The sequence below is a fragment of the Paenibacillus sp. J31TS4 genome, from assembly GCF_018403265.1.
Classification (GTDB): domain Bacteria; phylum Bacillota; class Bacilli; order Paenibacillales; family NBRC-103111; genus J31TS4.
Map to the genome: position 1 here is coordinate 26,237 of NZ_BOSI01000005.1, position 12,242 is coordinate 38,478.

At 58.7% G+C, this 12,242-nt stretch carries 12 protein-coding genes; 6 read left to right on the forward strand and 6 right to left on the reverse strand.

All coding sequences use genetic code 11. The features are described 5' to 3' along the window. The first annotated feature begins 112 nt into the window (after positions 1-112). Positions 113-568: a MarR family transcriptional regulator gene (locus KJS47_RS19305; RefSeq protein WP_213526792.1), complete on the forward strand. Its 456-nt coding sequence runs from the start codon at positions 113-115 to the stop codon at positions 566-568. Between the two features lie 45 nt (positions 569-613). Here the strand turns inward: KJS47_RS19305 and KJS47_RS19310 are convergent, their stop codons facing one another. Beyond that, positions 614-1,378 (reverse strand): hypothetical protein, encoded by a 765-nt coding sequence (locus KJS47_RS19310; RefSeq protein WP_213526793.1) that lies wholly within the window; start codon positions 1,376-1,378, stop codon positions 614-616. A gap of 164 nt (positions 1,379-1,542) precedes the next feature. Then, on the reverse strand, positions 1,543-2,412 hold the full coding sequence (locus KJS47_RS19315; protein WP_213526795.1) for a sugar phosphate isomerase/epimerase family protein: 870 nt from the start codon (positions 2,410-2,412) through the stop codon (positions 1,543-1,545). Positions 2,413-2,676: 264 nt separating this feature from the next. Between KJS47_RS19315 and KJS47_RS19320 the strand changes: the two genes are divergently transcribed. From KJS47_RS19320 to KJS47_RS19335, 4 genes are all read left to right on the forward strand, one after another. Then, the gene (locus tag KJS47_RS19320) at positions 2,677-3,579 is read left to right on the forward strand and encodes a LysR family transcriptional regulator (RefSeq protein WP_213526797.1); all 903 of its coding nucleotides are present in this window, start codon (positions 2,677-2,679) and stop codon (positions 3,577-3,579) included. A gap of 15 nt (positions 3,580-3,594) precedes the next feature. After that, complete coding sequence (locus KJS47_RS19325; RefSeq protein ID WP_213526799.1) at positions 3,595-4,401, forward strand: histidinol-phosphatase; 807 nt, start codon at positions 3,595-3,597, stop codon at positions 4,399-4,401. Between the two features lie 421 nt (positions 4,402-4,822). Beyond that, positions 4,823-5,686, forward strand: coding sequence for a ribosomal RNA small subunit methyltransferase A (locus KJS47_RS19330; protein ID WP_213526801.1), 864 nt, complete (start codon positions 4,823-4,825; stop codon positions 5,684-5,686). A gap of 184 nt (positions 5,687-5,870) precedes the next feature. Then, positions 5,871-6,650: an alpha/beta fold hydrolase gene (locus KJS47_RS19335; RefSeq protein WP_213526803.1), complete on the forward strand. Its 780-nt coding sequence runs from the start codon at positions 5,871-5,873 to the stop codon at positions 6,648-6,650. A 169-nt stretch (positions 6,651-6,819) separates the two neighbouring features. Here the strand turns inward: KJS47_RS19335 and sda are convergent, their stop codons facing one another. From sda to KJS47_RS19350, 3 genes are all read right to left on the reverse strand, one after another. After that, entirely contained in the window at positions 6,820-7,008 is a 189-nt protein-coding gene (gene sda, locus KJS47_RS19340; RefSeq protein ID WP_213526805.1) for a sporulation histidine kinase inhibitor Sda, read from the reverse strand. Positions 7,009-7,376: 368 nt separating this feature from the next. Then, positions 7,377-8,423: a metallophosphoesterase family protein gene (locus KJS47_RS19345; protein ID WP_213526807.1), complete on the reverse strand. Its 1,047-nt coding sequence runs from the start codon at positions 8,421-8,423 to the stop codon at positions 7,377-7,379. A 528-nt stretch (positions 8,424-8,951) separates the two neighbouring features. After that, complete coding sequence (locus KJS47_RS19350) at positions 8,952-9,923, reverse strand: helix-turn-helix transcriptional regulator (RefSeq protein ID WP_213526809.1); 972 nt, start codon at positions 9,921-9,923, stop codon at positions 8,952-8,954. Positions 9,924-10,044: 121 nt separating this feature from the next. Between KJS47_RS19350 and KJS47_RS19355 the strand changes: the two genes are divergently transcribed. Then, positions 10,045-10,923 (forward strand): SDR family oxidoreductase, encoded by an 879-nt coding sequence (locus KJS47_RS19355; protein ID WP_213526810.1) that lies wholly within the window; start codon positions 10,045-10,047, stop codon positions 10,921-10,923. Between the two features lie 137 nt (positions 10,924-11,060). Here KJS47_RS19355 and KJS47_RS19360 read toward each other — a convergent pair whose 3' ends face one another. Beyond that, positions 11,061-12,014: a macrolide 2'-phosphotransferase gene (locus tag KJS47_RS19360; RefSeq protein WP_213527149.1), complete on the reverse strand. Its 954-nt coding sequence runs from the start codon at positions 12,012-12,014 to the stop codon at positions 11,061-11,063. Positions 12,015-12,242 lie beyond the last annotated feature (228 nt).

Here is a 12,242-nt window from a genome sequence, read left to right on the forward strand (position 1 = left end):
CACACATCCCCTTGTTAAGCTTTGATTTTCAATCAAATATTGATAAAATAATACTTAACCTAAATTTAATTTATCTCACGAGATAAGATAATAATAAGCGGAGGTTACCCTAATGTCAAGGAGCAACATCCTAAACAATCTAACGGAAGAACTACGGAATAACAGTACCGCAACCATCATGTTTCACCAAGCAATTGGCACGAAGTTAGGCTTAAATCCTACGGATCACAAATGTCTGGATGTCATATTGAGGAATCAGCCCCTTACTGCTGGTCGACTTTCCGATTTAACTGGATTAACTACGGGGGCTATTACAGGTGTATTAGACAGGCTGGAGAAAGCGGGATACGTCTATCGGATGAAAGATCCACAAGACCAAAGACGCGTTATCATTCATATCGATCAAGAAAAGGCAGAAAAAGATATTTCCCCTCTCTTTCATCTATTTGGTAAAGAAATGAGTCAAATGTTATCGAGTTATGATGACGAGGACCTACAAAAAATTCTTGATTTCATAAAACAATGTAATGGCTTATTAAGGGATTTTACAGAACAAATGATAAAATGATTCGTTATGCAAGAAAGCCACCCTTCTCAGGATGGCGCCGTCGGTTTAGTTCAAAAACTGCTCTTTCTCCGCATCTGCATGAAAGTCTTTGAGCTTTAAAAGAGGAGCTTTCCCTCTATTTCCTTTGGTAGTTTTTGACTTGCTGGGGTTCTGTTCGTCCGTTGCTCTTATTATGTAATCGCCTGTGAGCAAGTTGTAATCCTCCTCGTTGGCATTTTCGCGTGTCATGGTGCCAGTAAAATACGAACCCATGGTCGCTCCGATTAAATACCAATCGTTGTCCTGGAAGCGGAATCGATAGTTCGCATACCATCTATCATTACTTCCCCCGTAGAAGCTGATTACGAGGGAGCCGTTATCCACAGAGATTCCCTCCAGCGGGTCCCCCCATGCTCCTCCTTGATCTGCTCGTAAGATTGCCTTGACCGCAAGAATGGATTGTTGATAGCCGCCATTTCCATCTCCGAACGCAATGAATAAAGCACGGTTAGGCACTTCTCCGTCTTTCCCGGTTTCTTGCTCCAGGATGACTGCGGCATCCTCTACCCCATCTTTATTCAGATCACCCGCAGCCAGCATGGGATTACCTGGGCTTTTCTCAAGCATGCGCCATCCTTTTGGAACCAGTGCACGGATTGGTTGGTCAGGCTCCTTATTCTTTTCCCCACCCGTCGGGCTGGGCTGCTGGCTTACCGGTACATTTAGGTTCGTCTTCTCGCTTGGGAGAACGGGGATGTTGCTGCACCCGAATACTATTGGAAATATGGAACAGATAGTCATAACTCTAACAAAGCGGTTCAATTCCTTCACCCTTTTACGTTCATTCTGTCCCTTGTGCCATACTCGCATCACCCTCAATGTCGTCCAGAAAGGGGCCCTCTTTAGCAACGAAACGGAACAGATACCCACGCGGGGCCTGTTCCGTTTCGTTCTCCTTATGCTGGAGTTTTTGGCGCCTTCCTGCAATCACCCCGTTACTCCCCTGCCGCCAGCGACCGCAAGTAAGCCAGCGACCGGCGCTGGACGTCCGGGCTGTGATCGGCCCCTTCCTCCAGCGCTTCTATGGAGAGCCGCCCCTCGTAGCCCGCCCTAACAAGGGAGGAGACGAACGCCGGAACGAACTTCCGCCCGCTCTCCTCCTGCCGCTCTTCCTCCGGCAGCGGGTAGCCTCTCGTCGCAGTGGCGACATGGGCATGCGCGAGCAGCCCCATCTCGCAGGCCTCCTCCACCATCTCGAAGTCTTCCCGCATCACATCCATATGGTAGGCATCCGCCAGCACCCGGAGATTCGGGAGATAGAGCCGGGCGGCCAGCTCCACCGCATCCTCGAGGAACCGGATGAGATTCGTCTCCCTCCGGTTCAGCGGCTCCAGCGCCACCAGCAGGCCGTGCCGCTGCGCAAGGGCGTCGCACCGCTGCAGAAGTGCCTCCAGCTGCCCCATGGCCTGCTCCTTCGACCAGCCGTCCGGGAAGGAGCGGGCCCGTCCGCTTCCGAATACGACCGTTTCGGTGCCCAGCTCCGCTGCCCGCTCGAATGCCCGCTCCAGGTAGCCCGCTACCCGTTCCTCGTCCACCTCGGGCCCGACAACCCGCAGATCACCGGGGAACAGCGCTACGACACTATCGATCGGCAGGCCCGCTTTACGGATGAGGGCGGCCGCTTCCCCGAATTGTTCGTCCGTCAGTCCGGCCAGCACGTAGAGCGGCAGCTCGGCAAACGCCGCGCCTGCCTCTTTCGCGGCCTCCAGCTTGGCCTCCAGCCGTTCGAGCCACCCGCGGAACGACTCCTTCTCTCCCGCCGTCCCTTCCGGAGGGGCCAAGAGAATTCCTAATCCTAGCTTCACATCCATCTCTCCTTCTGTCTTCGTTCGCTTCCGGTCCGAGCAGTCCGGCCGGTCCTGTGCTTATTATACCAGAAGACGATAGGTCTCCCTGCTCATTCCCTGCCGTCCCCCTACGTTGCTATTGAATGGCCATTCCTTACCCGATATAATGAAGGTAAGTTGAAAAGAATTATTTATACGTGATTTGCGCACGATAATTTCCGATTATAGAGAAGCCATCGCTCCTTCCGGCAAGCCAACAATGGAACAAGGGGGTCGCGGACAATGAACATGAACCAGCTGGAGACGCTCATCACCATCTCGCAGACGATGAGCTTTCGCAAAGCGGGAGAGCTGCTCAATCTGACCCAGCCCGCCGTCTCCGCCCAGATTAAAAGTCTGGAGGACGAATTCAAAACCGTGCTGATCGACCGCAACCAGCCCGTCACTTTGACGGACAGCGGCCGTGTATTTCTTGAGCATGCGCATCTTATCCTGCGAACGGTCGAGGAGCTGAAGCAGAAGCTCGCCGATCTCGATCACAAGCCGCAGGGGAATATTAATCTCGGGACCACCACCTCGATTGCCGTCCAGATCCTGCCGCGGGTGCTGTCGTACTTTCAGAACCAGTATCCGCTGATCAAGACGACGATCCATTCGATGCCAACCTCCCAGATTCTCTCCAACGTGGAGAACGGGACGATCGACATCGGCATCGGCTATCTGTTTGACCGGAACCCGTCGCTCGAGACGTCGATTCTGTATTACGATGCGTTCGAGCTCGTCGTTTCGCCGAAGCACCCGCTGGCGGCCCGGACGCATGCCACCGTAGAGTCACTCCACGATCTGCCGTTCATTATGCTGTCGCCCGAGACGGCCGGCCGCCGCTTCGTCGACCAGCTGTTCAAGAAGCTGAACATTCAGCCGCAGATCGTCATGGAGCTGTCCAGCAGCGAGGAAGTGAAGCGGATGGTCGAGCTGAACCTGGGCGTGGCGATCATCTCCAAGCTGTCGATCGCCAACGAAGTCCGGCTCGGCACGCTCAAGATGATCCATGTGAACGAGCTGGAGATCAGCCATCCTGTCGGCGTCATTTACAAGTCCGGGCGCTATCTGAGCTCGGCCATCAAGCAGTTTTTGAGCGATTTGAAGGGAATGCCGGAAACCAATTTCATCGGCAGCGAATAGGAAGGAGACAGGAAGATGAAATTCGATTTGCACACACATCATGACCGCTGCGGGCACGCAGAGGGCACCATCCGGGACTATATCGAAGCGGCACTGCAGGCGGGCATGCAAGTCATCGGGATCTCCGACCATTCGCCATACTTCGGCCGCGAGGAGGACCACGCCCAGCCGCATATCGCTATGGCCAAGAGCGAGTTCTCGGCCTATATCTCGGAGGTGCTCCGCCTCAAAGAGGAGTACAAGGACCGGATAGAGGTGCTGCTCGGTGTCGAATCGGATTTTTTCCCCGAGCATGCGGCGCTCTACCAGCAGATGTATGAGCCGTATCCGTTCGATTATATTATCGGCAGCGTACACCTGTCCGGAGGCGTCAGCATCTTCAACAAAAAGCGGTGGAACGGGCTCAGCCAGGTCCAGCAAATCCAGCACAAGGACGAATACTACCGGCTCATCCGGGAATCTGCGGCATCCGGCATGTTCCAGATTCTCGGGCATATCGATGCGATGAAGGGCTACTATCCCGCCTTCTCCTCCATCCCGACCAAGGCGGTCGAGGAGACGCTCCAGGCGATCTCCGGCACCGGCACCGCTATCGAGATCAATACATCGGGCAAAACAAAGGACTGCGGGGGCTGGTATCCGTCGGACGACATTCTAGAGCGGGCGCTTTTCCACGGCGTGCCGGTCACCTTTGGCTCCGACGCCCACAAGCCGTCCCGTGTCGGCGACGAATGGGAGCAGGTGCAGCAAAAGCTGCGGATGATCGGCTTCAAGGAATGGGTTTTCTACCGTCAGAAGCAGCCGGTTGCCGTTCCGCTTTAGCGGAGCGTCGCGGCAGTCAAGCCGCCTTCCCCTTCCCAGGAGGACACTAGGCAAAAAAAGCAGCAAAAGGCAGAAGTCACCAGCGCCCCGAGGGGTGCGGCGGCTTCTGCCTTATTTGTTTGCCTCCTGGCCCGCCATTGTGAGGCGCGAACCGGCATGCCGACTTTGGTTAGAAGCATTCTTTCCCGCCAACATGGGTAGCTCCTGCGCTGGAGGTCGACTATACTGGAATCCATTCCCCCCTGAGTAGGGGATGGAAGGGACTGTTCAAATGGTTTGCATCGGCATCGCATTCATTCGTTTAAGGTAGATCGGGCACAGACCAAGTAACCCCATTTTTTTCGCCGGGTGGCCGGGGGTTTGTTTGGCTGTGCCTTTTTCATTCCTGCCCGAACAACGAATGAACGAGGTGTATTTTGCTATGTCCAAACCGAGACATCCCCGCCCGGGTGCAGCCCGGACTCGTGCCAATTTTTCTGCTCAGCACTTGTTAGTCAACCGTCGCATGGTTACCGAGATGATCGACCTGGCCCGCCTTACCCAGGCGGATCATGTGCTCGATCTCGGAGCAGGGACAGGTGCCCTCACCGTTCCTCTCGCCGATCGAGCCGGTCACGTCGTCGCGATAGAGAACGATCCGGCGTTCGTCCGCAAGCTAACGAACAAGCTCGCCGGCCGCACCAACGTGGTCGTCCGGCTGGCCAATATACTGGAAACCGCCTGGCCCCGCAAGCCGTTCTGCGTCGTGGCCAACATTCCGTACGCAATCACGACTTCCATCCTCCGAGAGCTGCTCGACTCCCCATCCGTTTCGCTGAAGAGAGCCGTTCTGCTGGTGGAGAAAGGGGCCGCCAAACGGTTCACCGCCTCTCCAACGGCGGACCCGAGTATCCTGGCCTGGCGGATGCGGTTCTCGTTGCGCCTGGTGCGGACCGTGCCGCCGGGGGATTTTTCGCCGCCGCCCCAGGTGGAGTCGGCGATTCTCCTCATCAGCCAGAGGCAGGACGCGCTCCTCTCTCCTAACCAGCAGACCCGGTTTCGGGCGTTCGCTGCATATGCGCTTCGGCAGCCGCAGCTGCCGTTGGACGCCGCGCTTGCGCCGATCTTCACGCCGCCTCAGCTCGCCAAGCTGGCCAGGCTGCTGCAGCTTGCGAAGAGCCGGCCCGTAGGCCTGCTGAAGGAAGAGCAATGGGAACGGCTCTTCCTTGCCATGCTTCAGCATGTGGACCCGGTCCGCTGGCCTCGTCTGCCGAAGGAGAGGAAGCGCTCGCGCGGACGGAATTAGCATGGTTCCGCGGGAACCGTCTTCGACTAAGCCGCGGCTTGGCTGCCCTCCGCTTTCTGAAAACCGCCCGACAGGGCGGTTATTCTGTTCTCCTCCAATAGACGCTTTACAGACAAACATATGTTTGCTAAGTTAGAGGTATTGGAAGATAAAGGGATCCCCTTTCTCTGAGGAGGCGGCGCGCTTGCCCTACTTGCAGATGAACGACTTAAACTTGTTTTACGAGAAGATGGGAACGGGAGAGCCCCTCCTGTTCCTCCACAGCGGTTACTCGCGCGGCATTCTGGCGTTCGCCAGCCAGCTGCTCGACTTTCAGCGGTCGTATACGTGCTATCTGCCCGATTTTCGTGGGCATGGGCGGACCCGGTGCGAGTCTCTCGAGTGGAACACTGACCGGCTGGCCGAGGATATGGCCGCCTTCCTCCACGCGCTTGACATTCCGCGGGCACATCTCATCGGCTACAGCCTGGGCGCCAATGTCGGGCTCTATCTGGCGGTCAAGCACCCCAGCCTCGTGGCGAGCCTCGCGACGATCGGTACCGGCGGATTCAGCGTTCCGACCGGCGTAGAGGAGTTCGAGCCGGAGTGGCTCGAGCGGAACGGGAAGCACGACGTCATCGAGCAGATGAAGGAACGGCACGAGGAGGCGCACCGGGGGAACTGGAGGGAGTTCATGCGGCAGAGCGCCGAGGATTGGCGGCAGTACCCCCGGCTCACGGAGGACGAGCTGCGCGGCATCCGATGCCCCGCCCTGTTCCTCACCGGAGAGCACGATCCGTTCGGCGGCGAAGCCAGAGTGAAGCGGTTAAGCGCGCTGGTGGCGGGGTCGCGGTCTGTCGTCGTGCCGGGAGCCGGTCACAGGCCGCATATGGGCCGGGAGCAGCCGGTGCTGGTCAACGATCTGCTGCTGGACTGGCTGCAGGAGCATCCGCTTGAGCGGCGGCACGAACCGATGGATCGCTAAGAGAAGAGCCGGGGAACCGGCTCTTTTTTTGTTTGGGGATTGGTTTGCCTCCTTGCGCCTTAGCTCTTCTCCGGACAAAAAAAGGAGGACCTACCAACGGGGTAGGTCCTAACATAAGTTATATGTTTAAAAGGGGGTCATGGATATAGAATAAACTACTTGTATTAACCTACGATAACAGAAATGTTTCATTTGTATTACAAATCGTGTCGTTGGGTACACGGTCGTTCTCTCCAGCCAAGACGAGGTTCCGCCTATGGATCTCTTCCAACAGCAGATCAAGGAAATCGCTGTCCAGTCTTAGCTCGATCGCTTTGTCATACGTCTCCAGCAGCATGTCGTCGGATAAAAACGGCATCGCGTACACACCTTTCCTTCGTTTCTTCTATCCTACCACCTAATATTTGGTAGAACAAGCGTTCCCTTATCCACAGGAGGATGTGGGTAACCTGTAGACAACGTGTGTATAAGGGGCAGTTCCCCGCTAACTTTCTATGTGTATTGTGTGTACAAGCTTATCCACAAGTCTGTTTTTGTCGGGATAAATATTTTTTTGAATCTTTCTATCGACCTTGCCGGCAAGATAGCTGTCGAACCGACTCGTCTCGGCGCTGCTGCCGCGCGAGCCTCCGGAGCAGCCCGCAGGCGGCAGAGGCAGGCACTCTCTTCGCACTTCGCTACTCGCTCGCGGGAGCGATGCTCTCTCTTTGATCCGCTAGCGCGGCGCTATTGGCTTGCCTGTCCATGCTGGACCACTCGGGGGATCACATACTCCGAATAGGGAATCCAGTTCCGCTGATCGAAGCTTCGCCCGCGGATGACGACCCGGTCCTCGAACACTTCGACATACAAGCCTTGGCTGATGTCGACCTCCACCGGCTCGTTGTTCTCGTTGAACGGCTCGTTGACGGAGGACGTATTGACCATCGAGAATCCGTCCTTCACGAAGCTGCCCGGGATCTCCAGCTGCCAATGAGAGTGGCCGCTGAAAAAGACGACCTGCGGGTATTTCTTCAGAATCGCTTTGAGCTGCTCATGCTGCACGATGCCCCGGTCAATGCTGCCGGCGACCGTGTTCGGCAGCGGCTGGTGCAGGAAGACGAAGATCGGCTTCGACGGATCCTGCTTTTCCTGCAGCTTGGCCTCCAGCCAGCGGAGCTGCTCGTCCGACAGATAAGCATCCTCCGCGTTGTTCGGATCCGATTGCCGGTATTGCTCGGAGCCGAGGAAGAGGAAATGGTAATCCTTGATCCACTGGTCGTAATACACCTTGGACTGGTTGTTCAGCGCCAGGAACCGGTTGATCGAAGCCTGCTCGGTCTCTCCGTTAGGGAAGCTTTCGCCCGCCCAGCCGCCATCCGCATTCAGCCAAGCCTTGTAAAATTCATGGTTGCCGATCGCATGGTAGACGGGAGGGTGCGGGGTATTCTCCAGGATGTCCGCATATCGCTTGTAGTCGCGCGGCATGCCTCCGGTCAAGTCTCCGTTAATCACCAAGGCATCCGCATTCGGGTTGATGGCGTGCAGGTCGTTCAGCGCGTTTTTGAACTTCCGGATCGACCCTTTGTCCCATTCCTGGACATGGACATCGCTCAAGACAGGAAACGCCAGCTCCGGTCCGGCTTCGGGCGAAGTCGGGTTGACGGCCGCCGCGTACACTTTGGAGAGGGCGGCGGATGCGGACAGCAGGCTCGCTTGCGGAGCAGCCGAGGACAGCGAACCGAGGACGCAGAGGGAACAGGCTGCCAGCAAGCCGATTATTCGCTTTTTCATTAGAAGCCACCTTTCGTCGCGAAAATGTACCATATATTACCCGTGATAGGTAGAACATAACCGACTCCTGACAATTCCTTGCATTAGCGTTTCCAATCCCAATGCCGCTATCCAATGCCGCCCAAATATCCTTCGTCCCTTCCTTGCCGTCCCAGCAAACAGCAACAGCCGGAAGCGGCCTTCCTCGGGGGAGGCGCAGCTTCCGGCTGTTGCCGGCGGTTCGGTTTCGTTTTCTGTTAGCGTACAAGCGTCCGGCGGTGGGGGGAACGTATCGTCCGTGCGCGCAGGACGGGCAAAACAAAGCTTTCAACTGTGCTCTCTCGTCGGCTGGATGAGCTGGGAGGCTGCGGTACTCAACTATATACCCTAGCCGGAGCGGCTGCGGCATAGCAGGGCAAGTACGCCGCCTGAGCTTGTCGGCTCCAGCCCGGAGTCCACCTTGCGCTTCTACATAAGCCTCGGCTTCGCTCCCTCCGCCTTCCGCTCACGCCTGCCGGCGTCCTCCTAGCCTCCCTCCTGTCCCGCTCTCTATGTCTCCGCTTCGTTCCCCTCGCCATATAGAGACGCAATCGCGGCGGCTTCCGCGCGCACGCGCTCCCGCAGCTCGGGCGGGCCTAGCACGACCGCCTGCCGGCCAAGCGATAGGACGGCGCCATACGCCCAGTCGGCCGTCTGGAGGTCGATCTCGGCCTCGATCGTCCCCTCGCTCTCCCGGCCGGGGCTCGTCCCGAGCAGCCGGCCATAGCGCTCCCGCAGCAGCCGGGCGAGACCGGCTTCGGGCAGCCGCAGCCGTACCGGGTAACTCGGCAGCTGCTCGCGGAACTGTGTCATCGACTGCTCCCAATGGGCCGCCAGCTCGAAGCCCGCAGGCCGCTCGAAGCCGTCCGGGAGCACCTCGGCGTGCCGCAGCCGGGAGATGCGGTACGTGCGCAGCTCGCCCTCGCATGCCGCGATCAGGTACCAAGTGCTCCGCTTCGCGACCAGGCCGAGCGGATGCACGGCCCGCTCCACCTGCTCGTCGCCCCGCTGGTACCGGATGCGCAGCACCCGCTCGCCCCACACCGCCTCCTGAACGGCAGGCAGCCACGGCACTTCCTCGTCCGCCTGCCGCCAGCCCGCCCCGTCGATGTGCAGCTTGCGGCGGACGTCCTCCGCCTGCTGCCGGACGCGCGCAGGCGCCTCGGCCAGCAGCTTCTGCCGCGCGGCGTCCGCGTGCCGAGCCCAGCCGAGATCGCCGAGCTGCCCGAACGACGGCGCAAGGAGCGTGACGAGCTCCTCGGGCTTCAGCCCGGTCAGCTTCGTCCGGTAGGATTCGGCGAGCACCCAGCCTCCGTTTGCCCCCCGCTCCGCGTAGACCGGGATGCCGGCGGCGCTTAGTGCGTCCATGTCCCGGCTGATCGTCCGGACCGATACTTCGAGACGCTCCGCCAGCTCGCGGGCGGACCATCTTCCGTGGTTTTGCAGCAGGAGCAGCAGCGCCAGCAGCCTATCCGCTCTCATGGGTCCCCTCCCCTTTCTCTTCTCGACTCGTATGCTTTGATTGTAGCACGGCAATGATGACAGCGGATGTCTTATATCGGATGGTAAGCTATTCCCGTATCCAGACAAAGGAGGGACTCCCATGAACCCATTGACAGGCCAAATCGCCGTCGTCGCCGGAGCGACCCGCGGAGCCGGTCGCGCCATCGCCGTCGAGCTCGGAGCCGCGGGCGCCACCGTATACTGCACCGGCCGAAGCGTGCGCGGCAGCCGGTCCGACCTCGACCGGACGGAAACGATCGAGGAAACGGCGGAGCTCGTAACCGAGCGGGGAGGCGTCGGCATCCCCATACGCGTCGACCATACGGTAGAGGAGGAGGTCCGCGGCCTGTTCGCCCGAATTGGGCGGGAGCAGGACGGCCGGCTGGACATCCTCGTAAACGATATCTGGGGCGGGGAGCAGCTGACCGAATGGGGCAAGCCGTTCTGGGAGCATTCACTGGCCAAAGGCCTGCTCATGCAGGAGCGGGCGGTCCGCACCCATATGATCACGAGCTATTACGGAGCCCCGCTTCTAGTTGCCCGCAGGCGGGGACTGCTCCTCGAGATCACAGACGGCTCGACCTACGCTTACCGGGGCAGCCTCTACTACAGCCTCGCCAAAATTTCCGCGATCCACTTGGCCGAAGCGATGGCCGAGGAGCTCCGGCCGTATGGAATCACGGCGCTCGCCGTCACGCCCGGCTTTTTGCGGTCCGAGCAGATGCTCGACCACTTCGGCGTCACCGAGGCCAATTGGCGCGACGCGATCGCCCAAGACCCGCATTTTGCCGCATCGGAGACGCCTTACCTGGTCGCGCGGGGCATCGCAGCGCTGGCGGCGGATCCGCGAGTCGCGGACAAATCCGGCCGGGCGCTGACGAGCTGGGACCTGTCGGACGAGTATGGGATCGTCGACATCGACGGCCGCAGGCCCCATTGGGGCCGGCATGCCCGCGAGCACGGCCTCCCGCTGCGCTAAAGCGGCCTACAGCAAACGCCCGCCAAGGAAGGGACCGGATGGGTCCTCCTTAACGGGCGTTCATCTGTATATGTATAGGCGGGCGAGAGGCGAACCGCCTCTCACTCCGTGATCTTGTTCTACGTTCCAGTCCGCTACTAATCCGCGTTCCAGTCCACTAAGTCCACGTTCCAGTTCGCTATCATGCCTCTAGCCATGTCTAGATCCGCTTCTTTTCCCGTGGTCAGGGCAAACTTGGCAACCAGCGCCGGATAAGCCGCCCATTGCTCGGCGATATGATCGCTCATGCGAGGCCACGTTCTCCCCCCTGCCTGCTCGTAGCGTCTCAGCAAATCCTGCAGGCCTTCCCGGCCGAACAGAGCGTAGAGGATAACAAAATCCTTGCCCGGATCGGCAATTTCGGCTTCGGTCCAGTCAATCAGACCCGTCACCCGCTGATCGCGATCCACGAGAATATGGGGAGGATGCAAGTCCCCGTGATGGAGCACCGAATGCTCCGGCCAATAGGAATCGGTCCCGAGCCAGGCGTTCCAACGGGCATCCAGCTTGGCAGGCACGGAGAAATGGGCTTTGGCTTCTTCGATATTCGCGGCGAACGCAGCCCGTGCTTCTGCCGGGGAGCGGAAACGGACGCCTGCCTTCACGGCTTCGCCGTGGTCGATGCCGTGCAGTGCGACCATCGCGGCGGCAAGCGAATCAAAGAACCCCTCCGGCAGCCGGTCCGGCGGAACCTGCCACGCATACCCGCCCGCAGCCGGGTCCACCGACGCAATAGGCTCTCCGCTGAGCAGCGGATAGGCAATCAGCTCAGGGGTGACGATGCGCCACTCCGGAACCGCTGCGGGCAGATGCTTGCGGACCACCTGCAGCACCTTGCTCTCGTTCTCCGCCCTCTCCCACACATCGGAACGTCTGGGCTTGCGAAGCACCCATCGCTGCCCTTCCTCATCCTCGGCAAAGGCAACCTGAAAATCCATGCCCGATTCGTTTATGTCGAGCGAACCAGGGATTAACGCCAAGCCATGCTTCTCTGCCATCCTCAAAAATACGAGCTTTCCTTCTTCTTCACGGTTACTATGCTGTCCTGTCATCACGCAAACACTCTCCTTATACCCTTTTTCGGCAAACAAAAAAACACAGACAGAGTCTGTCTGTGCAGCCGTCATCGGGAAGAGAGTGGCCGAACGCCACTTGAAATGCCAGCGCAATGCGGAATAAACACTCTAACGAAGAGTGATTAGGATAGGCAAAGAGCAGGGTTCAAGTGTGATGGACAGATCAATCCCGATTCCTCTGCACAAGACAGAGCAGAAAGACGC